This is a genomic window from Streptomyces sp. NPDC107765, assembly GCF_055657085.1.
Genome location: NZ_JBVKBL010000006.1, coordinates 316,155 through 333,247, shown reverse-complemented (window position 1 = coordinate 333,247; position 17,093 = coordinate 316,155). Strand labels below are relative to the sequence as shown.

The 17,093-nt window shown below is 68.3% G+C and carries 17 protein-coding genes and 3 pseudogenes; 9 read left to right on the top strand and 11 right to left on the bottom strand.

Annotation, left to right across the window (positions count from 1 at the left end):
- The first annotated feature begins 57 nt into the window (after positions 1-57).
- Complete coding sequence (locus ACZ7MX_RS17810; RefSeq protein ID WP_472133070.1) at positions 58-621, top strand: SRPBCC domain-containing protein; 564 nt, start codon at positions 58-60, stop codon at positions 619-621.
- A gap of 147 nt (positions 622-768) precedes the next feature.
- On the opposite strand, the gene ACZ7MX_RS17805 is transcribed toward ACZ7MX_RS17810, so the two are convergent.
- A complete protein-coding gene (locus tag ACZ7MX_RS17805; RefSeq protein ID WP_472133068.1) occupies positions 769-1,326 on the bottom strand; it encodes a CGNR zinc finger domain-containing protein in 558 nt (185 codons plus the stop codon).
- A gap of 124 nt (positions 1,327-1,450) precedes the next feature.
- On the opposite strand from ACZ7MX_RS17805, the gene ACZ7MX_RS17800 reads away from it, so the two are divergent.
- Entirely contained in the window at positions 1,451-2,143 is a 693-nt protein-coding gene (locus ACZ7MX_RS17800) for a haloacid dehalogenase type II (RefSeq protein ID WP_472133066.1), read from the top strand.
- Between the two features lie 90 nt (positions 2,144-2,233).
- On the opposite strand, the gene ACZ7MX_RS17795 is transcribed toward ACZ7MX_RS17800, so the two are convergent.
- From ACZ7MX_RS17795 to ACZ7MX_RS17775, 5 genes and pseudogenes are all read right to left on the bottom strand, one after another.
- Positions 2,234-3,148 (bottom strand): GNAT family N-acetyltransferase, encoded by a 915-nt coding sequence (locus ACZ7MX_RS17795; RefSeq protein WP_472133064.1) that lies wholly within the window; start codon positions 3,146-3,148, stop codon positions 2,234-2,236.
- Positions 3,149-3,213: 65 nt separating this feature from the next.
- A complete protein-coding gene (locus ACZ7MX_RS17790) occupies positions 3,214-3,792 on the bottom strand; it encodes a hypothetical protein (RefSeq protein WP_472133062.1) in 579 nt (192 codons plus the stop codon).
- Positions 3,793-4,115: 323 nt separating this feature from the next.
- A complete protein-coding gene (locus ACZ7MX_RS17785) occupies positions 4,116-4,325 on the bottom strand; it encodes a hypothetical protein (protein ID WP_362134910.1) in 210 nt (69 codons plus the stop codon).
- 293 nt (positions 4,326-4,618) lie between these two features.
- Positions 4,619-4,780, bottom strand: coding sequence for a hypothetical protein (locus tag ACZ7MX_RS17780; RefSeq protein WP_472133060.1), 162 nt, complete (start codon positions 4,778-4,780; stop codon positions 4,619-4,621).
- A gap of 195 nt (positions 4,781-4,975) precedes the next feature.
- Positions 4,976-6,210 (bottom strand): annotated as a pseudogene (locus tag ACZ7MX_RS17775) (IS701 family transposase).
- A 166-nt stretch (positions 6,211-6,376) separates the two neighbouring features.
- On the opposite strand from ACZ7MX_RS17775, the gene ACZ7MX_RS17770 reads away from it, so the two are divergent.
- Positions 6,377-6,781: a type II toxin-antitoxin system PemK/MazF family toxin gene (locus ACZ7MX_RS17770; protein WP_472133058.1), complete on the top strand. Its 405-nt coding sequence runs from the start codon at positions 6,377-6,379 to the stop codon at positions 6,779-6,781.
- Between the two features lie 129 nt (positions 6,782-6,910).
- Here the strand turns inward: ACZ7MX_RS17770 and ACZ7MX_RS17765 are convergent, their stop codons facing one another.
- The 3 genes and pseudogenes from ACZ7MX_RS17765 to ACZ7MX_RS17755 form a co-directional block, all read right to left on the bottom strand.
- Positions 6,911-7,282, bottom strand: a complete 372-nt coding sequence (locus tag ACZ7MX_RS17765) for a hypothetical protein (RefSeq protein ID WP_472133056.1) — start codon at positions 7,280-7,282, stop codon at positions 6,911-6,913.
- Positions 7,283-7,357: 75 nt separating this feature from the next.
- A pseudogene (locus tag ACZ7MX_RS17760) lies at positions 7,358-7,673 on the bottom strand (transposase); the annotation flags it as partial.
- Positions 7,674-7,864: 191 nt separating this feature from the next.
- Complete coding sequence (locus tag ACZ7MX_RS17755; protein ID WP_472133054.1) at positions 7,865-8,536, bottom strand: TetR/AcrR family transcriptional regulator C-terminal domain-containing protein; 672 nt, start codon at positions 8,534-8,536, stop codon at positions 7,865-7,867.
- A gap of 105 nt (positions 8,537-8,641) precedes the next feature.
- Between ACZ7MX_RS17755 and ACZ7MX_RS17750 the strand changes: the two genes are divergently transcribed.
- From ACZ7MX_RS17750 to ACZ7MX_RS17735, 4 genes are all read left to right on the top strand, one after another.
- Positions 8,642-9,061, top strand: coding sequence for an ester cyclase (locus ACZ7MX_RS17750; protein ID WP_472133053.1), 420 nt, complete (start codon positions 8,642-8,644; stop codon positions 9,059-9,061).
- Positions 9,062-9,077: 16 nt separating this feature from the next.
- Entirely contained in the window at positions 9,078-9,344 is a 267-nt protein-coding gene (locus ACZ7MX_RS17745) for a hypothetical protein (RefSeq protein ID WP_472133051.1), read from the top strand.
- A gap of 517 nt (positions 9,345-9,861) precedes the next feature.
- A complete protein-coding gene (locus ACZ7MX_RS17740; RefSeq protein WP_472133049.1) occupies positions 9,862-10,584 on the top strand; it encodes a hypothetical protein in 723 nt (240 codons plus the stop codon).
- A 14-nt stretch (positions 10,585-10,598) separates the two neighbouring features.
- The gene (locus ACZ7MX_RS17735; protein ID WP_472133047.1) at positions 10,599-12,395 is read left to right on the top strand and encodes a histidine kinase dimerization/phospho-acceptor domain-containing protein; all 1,797 of its coding nucleotides are present in this window, start codon (positions 10,599-10,601) and stop codon (positions 12,393-12,395) included.
- Here ACZ7MX_RS17735 and ACZ7MX_RS17730 read toward each other — a convergent pair.
- Both ACZ7MX_RS17730 and dnaN read right to left on the bottom strand, forming a co-directional pair.
- Positions 12,340-13,656: a hypothetical protein gene (locus ACZ7MX_RS17730; protein ID WP_472133045.1), complete on the bottom strand. Its 1,317-nt coding sequence runs from the start codon at positions 13,654-13,656 to the stop codon at positions 12,340-12,342. The genes ACZ7MX_RS17735 and ACZ7MX_RS17730 overlap by 56 nt on opposite strands.
- A gap of 369 nt (positions 13,657-14,025) precedes the next feature.
- Entirely contained in the window at positions 14,026-15,174 is a 1,149-nt protein-coding gene (gene dnaN, locus ACZ7MX_RS17725) for a DNA polymerase III subunit beta (protein WP_472133043.1), read from the bottom strand.
- Between the two features lie 111 nt (positions 15,175-15,285).
- Here dnaN and ACZ7MX_RS17720 point away from each other — a divergent pair.
- A pseudogene (locus tag ACZ7MX_RS17720) lies at positions 15,286-15,922 on the top strand (IS982 family transposase); the annotation flags it as partial.
- 161 nt (positions 15,923-16,083) lie between these two features.
- Entirely contained in the window at positions 16,084-16,851 is a 768-nt protein-coding gene (locus ACZ7MX_RS17715; RefSeq protein ID WP_472133041.1) for a (2Fe-2S)-binding protein, read from the top strand.
- The last annotated feature ends 242 nt before the right edge of the window (positions 16,852-17,093 follow it).

Genomic DNA, 17,093 nt, shown 5'->3' with positions numbered 1-17,093 from the left:
TCCTTCACGATCCGTCACGATGCCAGGTGGGAAAACACGATGCCATGTGAGGAAAAGATGGCCACCAACCCCGTCGGAACCGGTGCCGCAGACGCCGCAGACGGAGCCACTGGCGGGCAGGCCGGCAGTGCGGGCCCAGAGGTGCGGCACGACACCTTCACGGTCGAATCCCATCTGGCCGCGCCTCCGAGCGCGGTGTTCGAGGCGTTCGCCGACACTCCGGTCCGACGCCGGTGGTTCAAGCTGCCGGGCCGACAGGTGTCGTACCGCCACGACTTCACCGTGAACGGCGGCGAGACGGCGTCCAGTGTCTTCTTCACGGTTCCGGACGCACCGCCGGAACGACTCGCCTACCAATCCCGTTACCTCGACCTCGCATCGGGGTCGAGGATCGTCTACGCGTACACGTCCTGCGTGGACGAGGTGCCGCGCTGGACCTCGTTGGTGACCGTCGAACTGCACCCGGAGGCCGGCGGCACCCATCTGCGGTGGACCGAGCAAGCGGCCTTCCTCACCCCTTCCGCGGAGCCCGACCACGACTTCCCCCACCTGCGCGGCGCCACCCGCCTGCGATTGAACGGGCTCGCGGTGGCTTTGACGGCGGCAGGGCACCACATGTGACGGCCCTGCCGCCGGACAGGTTTGACGGCTGCGGGGCGATGGTGAACGGCCGCGGGGCGGACCGATACCCGCCCCCCCCGCACAAGAGGAGCCGATCCCCGTCCGTGCAAGAGGAGTTGACCCGGTGACCCGTTGACCCGTGGGAGGTCAGGGGGTTCCCTCCGCCGTGGTCGAGGCGCGTCTACGAGCTCGGTAGGCCGCGGCCTTCACGCGGTTGCCGCACTCGTCCATCCCGCACCAGGTGCGCCGGGCGCCGCGCGAACGGTCGAGGTAGATGCGAGTGCAGCCAGTACGGCCACACTCCTTGAGACAGGCATCGGGATCGGCGAGCACGGCGATACCGCTTCTGGCCAGGTGAGAAAGGACTGCGACGAGGTCTCCCGACACCTGCAGCCCCGCGTCACTGAGCTTGATCGTGAGCACGGGCCCGGCGGCCGTACCGTTGACAATGTCGAGGCTGCCCTGATCGAAGGGCCGATCGAGCACGCGATCCAGCGCGAGTTGGTAGAGAGCCTCTCGCAGTGACAGCGCGGACTCGAAGGTTGCGGCGTCGACGCTGACGCGGTCGGGGAGCTCGTCGCATGCGGCCACCCACCGCGCGAGGTCTGCGGGCGAGGCCAGGAGGTCGGTGGGCTCGTCTCGACGAGCCCTCACGGTGCCGGCCAGGTCGAGCGCGGGGTTGCCACTCACGAACGCGAAATCCACGTCACCATCTTGACCGGTGACGCGACCCTTCGGCAAGATCCGTCACCTATTGACCTGGTGACGCACAAAGCGAAGACCCAAGACGCGGACACAAGACGCGGACGCAAGACGAAGAGGAGAACGCATGGCCGAGCTCTGCAACATCAAGGCCGTGGTCTTCGATGTCCTGGGAACCCTGGTCGACGAACCGCGCGGCCTACGAGCCGGAATCCGCGAGGCGGTGCCCGCGTCCGACGAGGCGACCATCGACGAGCTGCTCACCGTGTGGCAGCAGCACGTGGAGCACGAGCAGCAACGCATCGGGCAGGGGCAACGCACGTACGCCAACAGCGAGATCATCGAGGGCGAGGCCGCGCAACGGGTGGCCGACCATGTCGGGCTCACCGATCCGGCGACCATCGCCCGACTGGCCACAGCAGGTCAGCGCCTGCCCCCGTGGGGTGACTCGGTCGCCGGTCTCGAACGGCTCGCCCAGCGGTTCCCCGTGCTGGGTCTCTCCAACGCCAGTCACACCGCCCTACTGCGACTCAACGCCCACGCCGGGTTGCGCTGGCACCAAGCCCTGTCCGCCGAAGCCGTCCTGGCCTACAAGCCGGCGCCGGAGATCTACCAACACGCCATCGACACCGCCGGATACCCACCACACCGCGTACTCATGGTGGCCGCCCACGCCTGGGACCTCCGCGGAGCCCAGGCAAGGGGCATGCGGACCGCCTACGTCCACCGACCGGTCGGAGACCCGCCGACGAGCTCCGACGTCTTCGACCAGCGATTCGACGGACTGGACGAACTGGTCACGACACTGACGGAAAGGTAGCCAGGCCCATCCGCACTCCCCGCCCCGCACTCCGCGGCATCCGCCCTTTCCCAGCGCCGGTGTGACGTACAGGTCGCGTCGCTCGCGACCCTAAGAACGGAGTTCTTTGCGGAAGACCGTGGAGCTGTGCCGGACCGTCATGCCCACGCGGAGGTACAGGTCGAGCGCGCCGGTGTCCGAGTGCGTCCACAGCGTGCAGGAACGGCGGCCCGCCCGGTGAAAGGCACGGAACGTGTGGCGCAGCAGCAGCCGGGCGATCCCCCGCCCACGATGGTCACGGCGTACGGCAACCTGCTCCAGGTAGCCCTCGTCCGTGCCCGGCAGATCCAACGCCAGAGCGGCACCGACCAGTTGATCGCCGGCGAAGGCCAGGGCCGACAGCGTCGGGGCGAATGCAGGCCGCTCGACGGTATGCGTGGCCCACTCCTCGTATGCCTGCCGTCGCTGCTGCCACTCGTCGAACGCATCCTGGACGAGCACATGCGCGGCGGGTCCGTCGCCTTCACGGAAGGGCCGCACCGCGACACCCGTCGGCGGCTCGGGCACGGCGGGTTCGTCCGGCATGGCGAACTCCAGCAGCCAGGACCTCACCAGCGCCGCGTACCCGCGCGAGCGCAGCAGCGCGACCGCGCCCAAGTCCGCGTCCGGCACCGTCTGCACGATGCCGTCGCTACCGGCCTGCCGCGCCCTCCCCTCGACCCAATCGAGCAGCGCGACGCCCAGGCCCTGGCCTCGGTGCTGCGGATGCACGTCGATCTCGGAGCGCCGTTCCACCCAGGCCCGGGCCGCCAGACACCCGGCCCGGTCATGAACGAGCACGGTGTCCGACTCCGGCACCAGTCCCGGCCGCGCGAGATCGGCGGCGATGCCCCCGACATCGGTCTGTGCCCGCCCGTACACCTCCTCCTCGCAGGCCATGACCAAGGCGTGGATCGCCGGGACGTCATGGACACTCGCGGCCCGCGAACGGTAGCCGGGCGGCAGCGAAAGAGCACTCAAAGGCATCAACGGACCCTAGCTGCACGGCAATTCCGCAGTCCATACCTCATCGCGGTCCAGGCTTCAGCCGGTCAGCACCAAGGGCGTTGGAACGTGATACCGAGATGTTGGCGGAGCCCCTCACGCTGTTCGGGGGTGGCCAGGACCATGATGTCGTCGGAGAGTTGCCGGCCTTCCTGCACGACACAACGAAATTCCCGGGGGTCACCCTCGACCCTGAGCGCTGCAATGGCTGCCTGTGCTGCCCCCATGTCGAGGTAATCATTCGACTCCTGCTCGACGGAGAAGGAGAGGGGCTTACCATTGCATTCGAAGTGCATTGTGCCCAGACCACATTCTTCGTCGTCCGGATTGTCCTTCTCAAAGCGGTAGTTGGCGATAGTGACCTGGCCGCCGGTGAGGGCTGCGGCCTCGTTCAGCAGCCATTCGTAGTGCGCATCAGCGAAATCGACGTCATCGGAGTGGATGGACACCGCCACGCCGAAGGCTTCGAGGGCACTTGCGATGTCATAGCGGCGCGTGATCGGCTCGGTTGCGTACTCAACGGCATCGGCCAGCACGCTCTGGCCATTCTCTCTGGTGATCATTCCAAGGCCGGTGAGGACTTCGGCTATCCGTACGTAGGTGATCGGTACGGCGTTCGCGTTCATGCAGGCACCTGTCAAGAGTCGGCCGCAGCGGCACGCTGCGTTTGTGGTTCCCGTCCGTAGCTCCGTAGCCGTGGACGGTCGGTGGCGCGCTGGCGCATTGGCGCATTGACGCGACGGGGCGAATGGCTGTTGATAGCGGTAAATCAGACGGCTGCCGAGAGTAGTAAATCAGCTGTCAGCGACCCCACCCGGCACGACAATGTCGGCCTTCAAGACCACAACCAGGTCTTGAAGGCCGACATCAGCCAGGATCCCGAGTTACTCAACAACGCCCGGGGGTGGTTCCGGCACCCGGTGGGTCAGCACCGCGCCGGACGTGTGGCTCAGCTGTTGATCGGGCCCAGGGGGATATCCGAAACAGTGAGGCTGAGGGACTTCACGGAGCCACCGGTCAGAATGGGCACGCCATTGGGGCCCGGGGCGAACGTGGCAGTCAGGCCTTCCACGGAGCCACTGACGGAGAGGCCACCCGCGACGCCGTCGAGCTCGTCGTCGGCAATCTCACGGGTCTCAATGCCGGAGGTGTTGCTCATGATGATGAGCGTCCTTCTCTCATGGTAGGTCGCAATGCATGGCGCACTGCAGCGGGAACTCTTGAATGACCCCCGCACGTGCCAGACTGCACGCTCGCGTCGAACCTGGTGGATCAAACGCCTCACCCTTCACTCGCTGTACACACCAACTCTCGAAGCGGAAGGCGAACGTCAGGCACAACCTCAGCCAGGACACGACCCGGCAGCAGCCAACGACACAGGGCCGCCTGCGCCTGCGCCTGCGCCTGCGCCAACCGTCGAGGACTCGTTCACTCGGTCACTCGGTCACTCGGTCACTCGGTCACTCGGTCACCGATGAGCTCCCCCGCCAGGCCCGCGGCATCCACGTCGTCATCCACCTGCAGGGTCCGGCCGGTGTGGCCACCTCCGACCACGAAGTCCACTTGGCCGACGAGGTCGGGGCTCCGGTGCTGACCGGAGTCACGGCCGTTCATCGGCCGTTCATCGGCCTGGTCGACGAGTCCTTGGGCACGGCGGTGGAGTCTTCATCAGCGGGTCTCTGACACCCCTGTTCGCCATCATGCACGTCCACATGGGCGTGACGACCAACACGGCCTTTGCGCCGGTGCACTGGTCAGCAACGGGTTGGGGGCAAGGGCACTGAGTACCCCAGCCGTAGATCGTGATCTTCATGCTTGAGCGGCTTGTCGCCGTAGTGGCTGCTCTGGGATCGGGCCTGGTGGCGGCGTCGCCAGACGGACCAGCCAAGCCGGCGGACAGGATCAATGGCGCGTTGGATGACAAGCGTGATGAACAGTCGTTGGATCTCGTTGCAGGTGAGCGGTATCAGCTCGTCGGGTGAGGGATGACGGTTGTGTGCGTTCGCGCGGACGACGGCGAGGAAGGCGTGCGCCAGCATGGCCAGGGTGACCCAGCGGGACCAGGACGGGTAGCGGCGGACCTGGTGCTCATCCAAGGCCGCCAAGCCTTTGCCGGACTGGAGAAACTCCTCGACCCGCCACCTTGATCCAGCGACGCGCACCAGGGTGGTCAGCGGTACCGCGGCCGGCGAGTAGCAGCGGTAGTACGCGAGTTCGCCGGTGCTGCGGTTGCGGCGGATCAGCAACTGCCGGCTCCCGGGCCGGGGGTCGGTGAGGTCGATGATGGCCCAGTCGTAGAAGCGGTGGCCCTTGGCTCCGGCCCCTGCGGACAGCTTCTGCCAGGCCCTCTTGGGCACCTTCCTGGCCAGCATGTCGGCGCGGAACTTCCCGGCGCCTGTGGTGACTTCGTGCGAGCAGGCCACCGCTAAGACGTAGCCGGTGCCACGTTCCTCCAGCGCGGCGCGCAGCCTCGGGTTGCCGCCGTAGACTTCGTCTCCCGCGGCCCAGGCGGCCCGGTGGCCGGCGTCGAGGAATCGGGTGACCATGCGAGCGGCCAGTTCCGGCTTGGTCGCGAACTCCGTCTTTTCACCAAGGCCGGCTGCCCGGCAGCGGTCGGGGTCGGAGGTCCAGGAACGCGGAACGTACAGTTCCCCGTCCACCGCGGCGTGCCCGCGCCGTCCGGCGTAGACCAGGTAGACGGCGACCTGGGCGTTCTCGATCCTGCCCGCGGTGCCGGTGTACTGCCGCTGGGCACCGACAGTGTCGGTGCCCTTCTTCATGCCGCCGGTCCCGTCGACAACCAGGACTGCCTCGTCGTCGTGCAAATGCTCGACCACGTAGGCGCGCACGTCGTCGCGGACCTGGTCGGCGTCCCACTTGGCCCGCCCGAGGAGGTGCTGCATGCCGTCCGGGGTCCTGTCCCCGGCCCACTCGGCGATGGTCCAGCCGTTCTTGCGCGGCAGGTCCGACAGCAGGCCGAGTACCAACTTCCGGGCCCGGCGCCGGGATTCCACTCGCGTGAACCGTCCCGCTATCCGGCTCATCAGGCCCTCGAACGCTTCCTGCCAGCGGGCAGGGTCTACGCTGTGACCTGCGGCCAGCGCATGATCGTTTGTCTTCACGCGCCGATGATCAACGGTGGCCGCACCCGTCTCCACAGCGCATCAGGTTCGCGCAGCGTCTGCCTGCCGTCCTGTATCTGGAGGACTTGTGCAACGTGGCGAAGTCTGGTGGGTTCAGTTCGACGAGCGGAGGCTGGTCGTACTTCTGTCCGGAGAGGACACGTTCGGGATCCGGGTGATGCAGGTCGTCGCTCCCGCGAGCGTCGACATCAGCGGTCTGGGCATCGAAGTGATCGTGGGCGCCGCTGAAGGACTGCCGTTCGAAGGCGTGCTACGGCTCGCGTTCCCGCGTCCAGGCTTCACCCCGTGCACGTGGCTGACCACTGTGTCCCGGGACGACCTGATAAAACGGGAGACCGTCCTGTCTTCCACGAAGCTCAGCGAGATTGACGAAGCCCTCCGACTCGCTGAACAAGCGCAGCAGCGGACTCCGGCAACGACCGCGAAGCTCAGCGAGATAAGGGACGCCCTCCGTCTCGGTGAACTCGGGTAGACGAAGGAGAGCCGACGCCCGCGACAGCGTGGGCGATCTCGGGCGAGAATGATCCACGCTGGCCACCTGCCGCCTCGGCGCCCCTCACCATCAAGATCACGATCTACGGCTGGAGTATTAGGCGTCGCTTCAGATGGTGCTGAGGCTGAGACGGGACCGGACGAAGGGTCCTGTTGCGAGAACGAGCAGCGTGAAGGCAGTGAGCCGTTGCAGGCCCGGCTGTGCGAAGAAGTCGCTGTGCTGAATGCCGTAGGCCGCATACCAGTTGGCCATCAGGTCGGTCGCCATGACGACGCACGTGAGGTCCACGCCCGCTCGCCTCCCGCTGACCAGGAGTAGAGCCGCCAACGAGTCGAATACCGCCAGTGAGGACCAGTACAGATTCAGCCAGTCCGGAGCCCAGCTGTACGGATGCAGGCCGCTGCGGGTGAGGTCGGCGATATGTGAAACGGCTCCCACGAAGACCAGCACGACGACATACACGGCCACCAGCGCCACCACCCACCGTGGGGTCCGGGGTATCCATCGGATCACACGATCGATTCTTTCAGCGTTGGAGGCCGGCCCGGGTGCGGTTCAGTGTGCGAGACGGCGGTAGTCGATCAGAGCGGCGGCGATGCCGACGAAGCCGAGAAAGTGTTCAGCCTTGCGTTCATAGCGGCGGTGCAGGCGTCGGCAGCCCGCCAGCCAGGAGACGGTCCGTTCGACGACCCAGCGATGGCGGCCCAGCCGTTGTGACGACTCGCCGCCTTGCGGGCGATGCGGTGGGCGATGCCCCGGCTGCGGAGCCATCGGCGCAGGTAGTCGTAGCCTTAGCCCTTGTCTGCGTGCAGCTTCGCCGGCGTTGGCGACGCGGGCCACGACGGGAGCGGATGGACGGGATGCCGCGCACGTGGGCCGAGGGGGGACTGCTAAGGATCTGGGGATCTGGGGATCTCGCGAAGTTCCTGCTTCCAGCGACTCGTTGGGGAAATGGCACGTGGGAGCCCGGCGCGCGGCGGTGAGCCGGAGGCCGCGGCTGGTCTGGCTGCCACCGACCGCTTCGCGTGCACCTTCGCGGACGCCGCGCGGCCGACTCAGTGGCTAGTCGAGCGCCGTACCAAAGCCGTTGACCAGCGCGTTGATGGCGAAGTCGAACCGTTCGGCGTCGTCTGTTCCCGCGCCGCTGCGGGCAGCCTCGGTGAGTAGTGGGTAGCGGGCCGCATCCAGCTCGGCCAGCCAGGCGGGGGAACCGGGCGCGTCGGCCTGGGTGGGCTGGGCGGCCTCGGCTGCGGTGTGGCCGACGACGAAGAGCGAGAGGGTATTGAGGGCGTGCACCGCCGCACCCAGCGGAAATCCTGATGCCGTCAGGGCCGCCAAACCGCGTTCCACCGCATCGAGCGTTGCCGGGGTCACCGCTGGGCGGCTCGCCGCGAAGGAGAGCACTCCAGGGTGGCGCAGCAGCGCCTGGCGCAGCGAGACCGCGTACGTCCGCAGCAGTGCGCGCCAGTCGGCGCTCTCCGCGCCTGTTTCCGCGTCCGCACTCTCGTCGGCGAAGGGCAGTGCCTGGGCGAACAGCCGCTCCACCAGGCCGTCCAGCAGGGCGTCCTTGTTGGGCACATAGTGATAGAGCGTCATCGCCTCCACGTCCAGCTCGACTCCCAGGCGACGCATCGTCAAAGCACCGGCTCCCTCCCGATCCACCAGGGCCAGCGCAGCGTCCAGTACCTGCGTCCGCGACAGGCCCGCCCGCTCACCGCGAGTTCGCTTTCCCACCGTGACTCCTCCGACCGCCCTTGTTTTTCTTACGCCGTAAGTCTACCGTGACACTCGGAAGCTTTCTTACGTCGTAAGTTTTGGGGGGTTCCCATGCTGTCACCGATGGCGAACAAGCAGGTCGTCGCGAACTTCTTCCGAGCGATCAACGAGCGGAGACTCAACGATCTGCCGCAGTACATGGCGCTCGACGTGATCGACCACAACAAGATCATTTTTGGCGAGGCGGACGCGCCCGGCGCGGCCTTCGACGGCTTCCGCCAACAGCTCGACGCCTTCGGTGAAGGCGTGATGCAGCCTGACGCCTTGGTCGCCGAGGACGACACCGTCGTCGCCCGCTTGACCGTCACCGGTACGCACACCGGCTACCACCCGCGCATGCCCGAGCCCACCAACCGCTCCTTCGAGGTCGAGCAGATCTGGTGGTTCACCATCACCGACGGCAAGATCTCGGAGATACGCGCGGTCAGCGACCGCCTCGGCATGTTCCTCCAACTCGGCTGGCCCTGGCCGACCGCCGACTGAGCACGGATGCCGCGTGATGCCTGGACCGGCTACCACGTGGGGCCTGGAACGGATGCTGCGTTACGCCTGGAACGGCTCTTGGGTCGGCCTGGTCAGCCTGGTCGGCCTGGAATGGAACTCCATGACGAGGTTCGGCAGCACCAGACCGCAGATCCCCGCGCTCATCCGTCCGCACCGGCTCTTGTGCGTCATACCCATCTCCCGCGGCACAAGCCGCAAGCTGCGCGGCAGGCCGGCAAGCAAGCCCCCCTTCCAGCCACCGGCGCTCCTCGCGCGGCTCTGACCGTTCATCAGCCCGCTCAATGCCTCAGCCTGGCCGCGGCAGCGCGGCAGCGCGGCCGATCCCGCCTCGCCGCGCCGCGCCCGTCGCCCTGCTCGTCATCGGGCTTGCCACCCCGCCGGACGGCGCCGCCACATAGCGGACGGACGCGCACCACACAACAAGCCACTCAAAACGCACCACTCGACCGGGAGGCCAAATCGATCAAGTCAACTGCAACACCGGTTACGGGTCACTGCCCACCGGTGACCGGTTACTGCTCACCGATTACCGGTCATTGCCCACTGGTTACTGGTCCTTGGTTACTGGGCACTGTTCACCGTTTTCACTAGTCACTGAAGGCCCATCTATGGGTCGCCGTTACACAACCGTGGGATTGCCGTCATGCAGGTCAGCGAACATCATTGTCCCCATACGCTGCCGTCCCGTGCTGTCTGGAAGTCCTGTGCCCCTCCGCCGTTCCCAGCCGCTCCCCCGCCGGGCACGGAGCGTCGTCTTCGCCCTTGCGACGGTGGGCGCGATGACCGCGATGACACTGGTGGCGGCGGGGTGCACAGGGGCGACCGGGGAACCCCGCAGTGCCGGAGCCGCCCCCGTAGCGTCGGCGCCGGCCCGCCTCTGGCCCGAGCGGGCGCCTGCACCGCAGCCGCCCCCGGACAAGACCGGCCAGGACGGACCCTCACGCCTCCCCGGGCTGCCCCGGGTGCCGTCCGGCAATATCCGCACGCTGGACCCGCTGGACGTGGTCAAAGCGCAGATCGCCGACGACGCACGGCACGACGCGCCGGCCTTCGACAAAGCCACCGAGCGAAAGATTCAGCGGTGCGGCGACGAGCCGCAGCACTGTCCCGTCCGGGCCCCCGAATACCAAGACCTGACGCACGATGGGAAGGACGAGCTGATCGTCGGCATCGAGGGGACCGAGCACACACTGGCTGTCTGGGCCTACATGCTCAGGGGCGGGGTGGTGAACCGCATCCTGGACACCGCCGGCACCCCGCTGTCCGTGGAAGTCTCCGACGGCGACGTGATCATGCGGGAGCCCACCGGCTCGCCGGGCTACGAGATGCGCACCGTGCACGCGTGGGACGAGCGACGGCAGACCATGGAGATCCGGACGATGGAGTTCGACCAGAAGGTCTCCTCCCCTGTACCGGAACGCACGCCCGTACCGGAACGCACGCCCCTAACGGAACGCACTACCGCACCGGGACGCACCCCCTCACCGGGCCACACGCCATGAACGGGACACACGCCATGAGCGGCGCACGGCAGCGGGCCGCGCTGCGGCTGCCCTCCTGGACGGCGTCCCTCTACTGGAAGTTCGCCGTTTTCATCACCGCCATGTGCTGCACCCTCGCCGCGCTGCTCGGCATCCTGGTGCACACCCTGGTCGGCAAGCAGACCGAGGACCAGGCGCGCGGTGCCGCCCTGGACGCACTCGACGACGCGGTGGCCACCTACGTCGCCGGCGAACCACTCGGCCACAACGCCTCGGTGGACCCGCCTGACCTCCCCCACAATCTCCGCGACTTGGCCGTGCGCCACAAGGAACACGGCACCCAGCTCGCGGACCACCAGGGCCGGCCGACGATGTGGGCCGTCGCCCCCGCCGACGGCGGCCGGGTGCTGGCCGTGCGCGTGGACTACACCGACCGGGCCGCCTCCCTTCACGGGCTGGACCGGGCCATCATCGGCTCCTCCGCCGCGGCGATCGGCGTCACCCTGCTCGTCGGCCTCTTCGCGGTCTCCCGCATCACCCGTCGGCTGCATCGCACCGCTCGCGTCGCCCGCCGGATCAGCGGCGGCGACCTCGACGCCCGCGTGCGGGACCCCCGCGCCCTGCGCCCCGACCTGGCGCAGGACGAGGCGGCAGCGGTGGCCGCCGCGCTCGACACCATGGCCGCCACCCTGCAGACCAAGCTGCACAGCGAACAGCGCTTCACCGCGGACGTCTCCCATGAGCTGCGCACCCCGCTCACCGGACTGCACGCGGCGGCCGAGCTGCTGCCGCCCGGCCGTCCGACAGAAATGGTCCAGGAACGCATCCAGACCATGCGCCGGCTGACCGAGGACCTGCTCGAGATCTCCCGGCTGGACGCCCGCGTCGAGCAGGCCGACCTCGCCGTCCACCAACTGGGGCCGCTGGCCGAGCGCGCAGTTAAGGCCACGGGCCTGGCAGCCGATGTCGACGTCGTACGGGACGCCCAGGTGGAGACCGACCGGCGCCGACTCGAACGCGTTCTGGGCAACCTGATCACCAATGCTCACAAGCACGGCCGCGCGCCGGTGGTGCTGACCGTCGACGGCCCGGTCGTCACCGTACGGGACCACGGCGACGGCTATCCGGACGACCTCCTCGATCACGGCCCCCAACGGTTCAAGACCCGCTCGGGGAACGGCCGGAAGAGCGGCCACGGGCTGGGCCTGACCATCGCCACCGGCCAGACCCGGGTGCTCGGCGAACGCCCCCGACGGTGGCGCGCTCGCCACCCTCCGCCTGGTGGACGGTGGGCAGCAACCGCAGGACTGAAACCGGCCCGGACGCGGGATGCGTGCGCGCCAGCCGGAACTTGCCCGGAGGGAGGCCGCCGCCCGGCATCAGTCGACCGGTGGCGCCGCGGACCACGACCGGTTGCTGAGCCGATGGAGGTCCGCCGGGAGGCCAGGACTGTCGCCGGGGCATTGGAAGCCATGACGGTCGATGGGGCGCTGGACGCCAGGACGGTCGACGGGGCGCACGTGGAAGCCCTGAGGTTGCCCCACCGGCCGACCACCATGCCTGTCGGTAGTTACGCCTCGATGCACACCCCCTGCGCGTCAGTCAGCCAAGGGCCCCCAGAGTCCACGGCACCTTCGGAGCCAACGGCACACCCAATGCCCACGGCACCCCGGAGCCAGGCAGCACACCCAGAGCCCACAGCACCCCGGAGCCAACAGCACATCCAAGCCCACAGCACCCCCGGGACCAATGGGCCCCTGATGCAAGCGGAACCGCCTAGCCCTTGTGCCGGTAGACGATCAGGTAGGGCACATTGCCCTCCGCGTGGCTGAAGATGCCGACCCCCGCGAAGTCGGCGATCGGCACCGAGGAGTTGTCGGGGAGCGCCTTCGGGGCGCCCGTGGCCAGTGCGAGCTGGACGGGGGCCTTGGTGCCGGTCAGGCTGCCCTTGGTGAGCGAGGTCCCGTAGGCGATGCCGTCGTCGGTGACGGCATTGAAGGTAAGGGGCTTGCGACTGTCGCTCTCCTCGAAGCAGAGGCCCTTCTTCGACTCCAGGTCGAAGGCGAGGTGTTCCGAAACGAGGTAACGGCCCTTCGGGGATAGGGCGGAGTCAGGGTCACTGCCCGGCCCGATGAACGGCTTGGCGCACATCACCGACGCCCGGACCCGACCGGTCTTGCTGTCGAGGACGGCCCACACGTTGTGGTCGCCGCCGTTCTTCTCCCCCCAGCGGGCGATGAGGTTGCCGCCCGTGCTCGGCCACACTGCACCGGTGGCGGGATCGGCCTGTGCCGGGGCGATCCGGCTGCTGTCCCAGGAGCCGGGGACACCGAAGGAACCGGCGCCCTCGTTGGACACCACCGGGTCCTGCTGGGTAAGGGCGACGACCTCGTTGCCGTAGGAACACGACGAGCAGTGGTCGGGCTTGACCGAACCGGTGTCGTAGGTGGTGACTTTGCCCGTGGTCACGTCGAGGGCGCCTATGCGCTTGTCCGTCTCGGGTATGAGCAGGCGCTCCCCTCCGTCGGTGATCCGGCCGTTACCGTAGTCGCTCGCCGGTACCTCGATGTGGCGGGCGGGGGCGACCGCGCCGCCCGAGCCGTCCGCGGAATAGACGTCCACGGCATAGACCAGCTTTGCCTTGGTGACCGCGTCCCCGCCCTTCTCCCCGTGAGACCACGTGACCAGGTATTCCTTGCCCCCGACAGTGGACACGAAAATCCCCGGTGCCTCGCCCTCGGCCAGGTCCTTGAAGGGTTTGCCGGTCCAGCGGACCTCACCCGTCACCGCGTCGCGAACGGTCACCCGGTAGCCGGACTTCGTACCGGTCATCACGGCCACCGCGCCCGCCTTCGGCAGCAGAGCGTACGTTCCGACCTGACGCCCGGAGAGCTGCCAGCCGTGTGAAGTGTCGTACGTGGCAGGGACCTTGAGCTTGAGCGACGGCGCCGGCGCCGACTCCGAGGCGTGCGCGGACGGCTTCTTACCGCCGCCGGTTGCTTCCGGCGCGCCTTTCGCACCTCCACCGCCGCACGCTGCGAGCGATCCGGTGGCGATGACGGCGACGGCCACCTTGGCCAGCCTCTGCCTCATGCGCTGTCCCTTCCGATGCTGGAGGACAGCCCGCACGTCGAACCGCCTTCCCCGATGGCGTGATCTTGGCCGTAAGGCTACCCGGCGACCACGGAAGGCCGCCCGGCGACTGCGGAAGGCCGCCCGGTGACCAAGGCCCGGAACAGTCGCAGCCGGGACGACTGCGACGTACTCGGGGCATCAACTGTCGTCGAACGGTGGGCTGTAGTGACCCGGCCACCCAGGACGGCAGCACTCCGAGCGGGCGCTGCGGGAACGGCGAGAGTCGACCCCTGCGTCGATATATCGACGCTCTGCCACCCCGCCGCTCCCCGCTGCTCCCCGCCGCCCCACCACCCCGGAATTTCCAGGGGTCGGTCCGGCTGTTCGTCAGCTCAATTGCCGTACTGAGATGAGTAGATGGCGGTGGTCTTCGCATGCCGCGTCATCCTCGTTCGGTACACCACTGAGTAGTGCCCGCTGGCCGGGCCCCAGAAGTTCAAAGCGCACTCGGGAGGCGTTGAAGGAGTTGAGGGCTTCCAGCAAGTACGCGGGGTTGAAGGCGACCGCCAGGTCATCGGCGTCGGCCAACGTGGCCGCGAGCTGCTGCGAAGCGATGTCGTCTTCGTACCCCGCTTGTAGGAGGACGGTTCCCTGGGCGGAGAAGTCGAGCCGGATCGGGCTGTTCGGCTCCGCGACGACCGCGACACGGCGGACCGCGTCGGCGAGCGCCTCCCGTTCCATCACCGCGACTGCCGGGCTGTCCAGTGTGAACAACTTGTCGTAGCGCGGCAGCCGCCCTTCCAGCAACCGCAGTGTCGTACGCATCCCGGTGCCCTCGAAGGCGATCAAGCCGCCACCCGAGCCACCCGAGCCACCCGTGCCGTTCAGCCCGACGCGGATCAGCCCCGACTTCGTCAGCGCACGGGAGATCTCGGTCAGCCTGCGGCCGGGAACCACTACCTCCACCGCATCGGAAACCGCTCCCTCCGGCTTCCACGGCACCACACGCACGGCATACCGGTAGCGGTCCGTAGCGGCCAACGTCATGGACTCGCCATCCAGCCGGAGCTGGATCCCCGTGAGCACCGGGAGGTATTCGTCACGGCCGGCGGCTATCACGACCTGGGCGACCGCCGCCGCGAACTCTGCCGCATCCAACGTTCCACAAAAGTCGGGAAGTTCGGGAAGGACCGGATACTCCTGCACGGGCAAGGTCGACAGCCCAAAGCGCGTACCGCCCCCTTCCATCGTGAAGCGCGCTCCTTCCAGCGCGCACGCCACCATCGCATCGGGCAATACCCTGCAGATATCCAGCAGTCTGCGCCCGAACACGAGCACCCGACCGGCTGTCAGTGTCTCCGCCGGGACCTCGATGGTCGCGGACGCCTCGTAGTCGAAGCCCGAGATGCGCAGCCGTCCCTCCGCCGCGTCCAGCATCAAGCCACCCAGCACAGGCACAGGCGAACGTGCGGGCAACGACCTGGCCGCCCAGGCCACGGCCTCGGCGAGAGCGCCTCGCTCGATCCGGAACTCCATCCGTACATCCCCCATCGCATTGCACCAGTCGGTCCTCGCACGCTATACGTCACCACTGACAATGCTCGGTCCGTCCCGGCACACCAGCGCAAGGGAGCCCACGATCTCGTGGTGACGCCCGAATTGGACTCCCCCGCGACCGCGCTCTGTGCGAAACCCGACGACCTGCTGAAGGAGTCGCCGCATCTCACCCCATGGCGGCCCACAGTGGGGATCGCGCCGCAGTTGACCGACGCCGAGGCGCCAACAGGTCACTCTCGCGATGATGCGATGTTGCAGGCCATGCTCGGCTTCACCTCCGAGGCCAAGTGGCTCCGCGCTGCTCGCTGCCACCTGCGGCATCACTTCCCGTACCTGCCCCAGCAGCTCGGCTACAACAAGCGGCTGCGCAAGGTCGCTGAGCTGCTCCGCCGGGTCACCAGGCTTCTTGCCGCCGGCACTTCCGTGTGGGGTGATGACGTGTGGATCGTGTACTCCGCACCCGTCGAGTGCGGTCGCTCGCGCGAGCCAAGTCAAGCGCTTCCACCTGGCCGGAGGGAAGGCCGACGAGCGCGCGCCCCTGCTCGACCTGCTCGCGGCCGCACCCGGCATCGTCGCCGCCCGGCCCGGGCAGACTCTGACCGGCGACGAGAACTACTTGGGCCGCGACTTCCAACATCAACTGGCCGAGCACGCCATCCAGCTGCTGCGGCCGGCCCGCAAGGGCGAGCCCGAGTGGCCCGGAGCATCCTTGTTCAAGCCGTTGAGAGGCCGCGTTGGGGGCGAGCGCGCCGCGCTACGTCGATCACGAGCCGGCCACCGTGTACGGCTACCGGAACTCGTCGCCGTGCCGCCGCCCGGTGCGTTACGTGATCAGGTCCGGCCGTTACGATCCGGGCCGGGCAACCCAGCCGGGAGCGAGGAGGACAGGTGCCGCAGGAGCCGATGACCGCGGTGCTCGGCCGCACCGCCGCCGTGGGGCCGTTCTTCTCCGTGAGGACCGGCGCCGGAGCACCACGCGACCAGGGCTTTCTCCCGCTGGCGGAGCTGTACGGAGAGGGCGTCTCACCGGCACTGCGCAGCCGCCTGGAGACGGTGGCCACGCGGCTCGGCACAGGAGAGGCGCGGGTCGCCGCATCCCTCGTCCATCAGGGACTCGCGGGGCGCCTGTGGTCGATCGCCCTCGGACCGGCGGTGCTGGCCGGACGCGTCCCCGACCTCGGCAGCGACGCCCTGTGGTGGCATCCGGACCGGAGCGCGCCCGACGACCTGTGGCTGCCCTCCCTCTCCCCCTCCGCCTCGCCCTTCCCGTCCCCCTCCCCGTCTCCCCTGCCGTCGTCTCCCGAAGAAGACCTTGTAAGCCGGCTACGGACAGCGGTCCTGCACGAGCATTTGGTGCCGCTGCACCACGCCATCAGCGCCGCGTCCACGATCTCCCCCAAGGTGCTGTGGGGCAACGCCGCCTCGGCGCTGGCCGGCACCCTCCGTGTGCTGTACGGCTGGTGCCGCAGCACAGGGAACGGGGAGGCCGCAGAGCGGGCCGTGGCACTGGCCGCCTCCCTTCTCGACACCCCGCCACTACGTGGCTGCGGAACCCTGGATCCCACCGTCCCGGCGTTCGCACGACGCAGTTGCTGTCTGTACTACCGCGTGCCGGGCGGTGGGCTGTGCGGAGACTGCGTGCTGAGGGGGACGTGACGAGGCGGACCGGTCGATAGGGCATAGGGCACAGGGCGGAGGGCGGAGGGCGTAGGGCGTAGGGCATCCGTCGGTCAGCCCCGTCTGGCAGTGCATCTGTCAGCCCACCCGCGCCGTGCATGCACGGTGGTCGGCCCAGGAGAGACTCCCCAGGGCGCGCGGAGGCAACCACCCGTGCGCGGCGCAGACACGACGTTGCTCCGCCTTCGTCCTCGTCATCGTCATCGTCCTCGTCCTCGTCC

What these genes read in the sequence shown, in the direction of transcription:
- ACZ7MX_RS17750 (WP_472133053.1), top strand. Translation starts at nt 8,642, where the DNA reads ATGGCGAACAAGCAGGTCGTCGCGAACTTCTTCCGAGCGATCAACGAG.
- ACZ7MX_RS17745 (WP_472133051.1), top strand. Translation starts at nt 9,078, where the DNA reads ATGCCTGGACCGGCTACCACGTGGGGCCTGGAACGGATGCTGCGTTAC.
- ACZ7MX_RS17780 (WP_472133060.1), bottom strand. Translation starts at nt 4,780, where the DNA reads ATGAACGGCCGTGACTCCGGTCAGCACCGGAGCCCCGACCTCGTCGGC.
- ACZ7MX_RS17730 (WP_472133045.1), bottom strand. Translation starts at nt 13,656, where the DNA reads ATGAGGCAGAGGCTGGCCAAGGTGGCCGTCGCCGTCATCGCCACCGGA.
- ACZ7MX_RS17800 (WP_472133066.1), top strand. Translation starts at nt 1,451, where the DNA reads ATGGCCGAGCTCTGCAACATCAAGGCCGTGGTCTTCGATGTCCTGGGA.
- ACZ7MX_RS17795 (WP_472133064.1), bottom strand. Translation starts at nt 3,148, where the DNA reads ATGCCTTTGAGTGCTCTTTCGCTGCCGCCCGGCTACCGTTCGCGGGCC.
- dnaN (WP_472133043.1), bottom strand. Translation starts at nt 15,174, where the DNA reads ATGGAGTTCCGGATCGAGCGAGGCGCTCTCGCCGAGGCCGTGGCCTGG.
- ACZ7MX_RS17810 (WP_472133070.1), top strand. Translation starts at nt 58, where the DNA reads ATGGCCACCAACCCCGTCGGAACCGGTGCCGCAGACGCCGCAGACGGA.
- ACZ7MX_RS17740 (WP_472133049.1), top strand. Translation starts at nt 9,862, where the DNA reads ATGACCGCGATGACACTGGTGGCGGCGGGGTGCACAGGGGCGACCGGG.
- ACZ7MX_RS17785 (WP_362134910.1), bottom strand. Translation starts at nt 4,325, where the DNA reads ATGAGCAACACCTCCGGCATTGAGACCCGTGAGATTGCCGACGACGAG.
- ACZ7MX_RS17735 (WP_472133047.1), top strand. Translation starts at nt 10,599, where the DNA reads ATGAGCGGCGCACGGCAGCGGGCCGCGCTGCGGCTGCCCTCCTGGACG.
- ACZ7MX_RS17790 (WP_472133062.1), bottom strand. Translation starts at nt 3,792, where the DNA reads ATGAACGCGAACGCCGTACCGATCACCTACGTACGGATAGCCGAAGTC.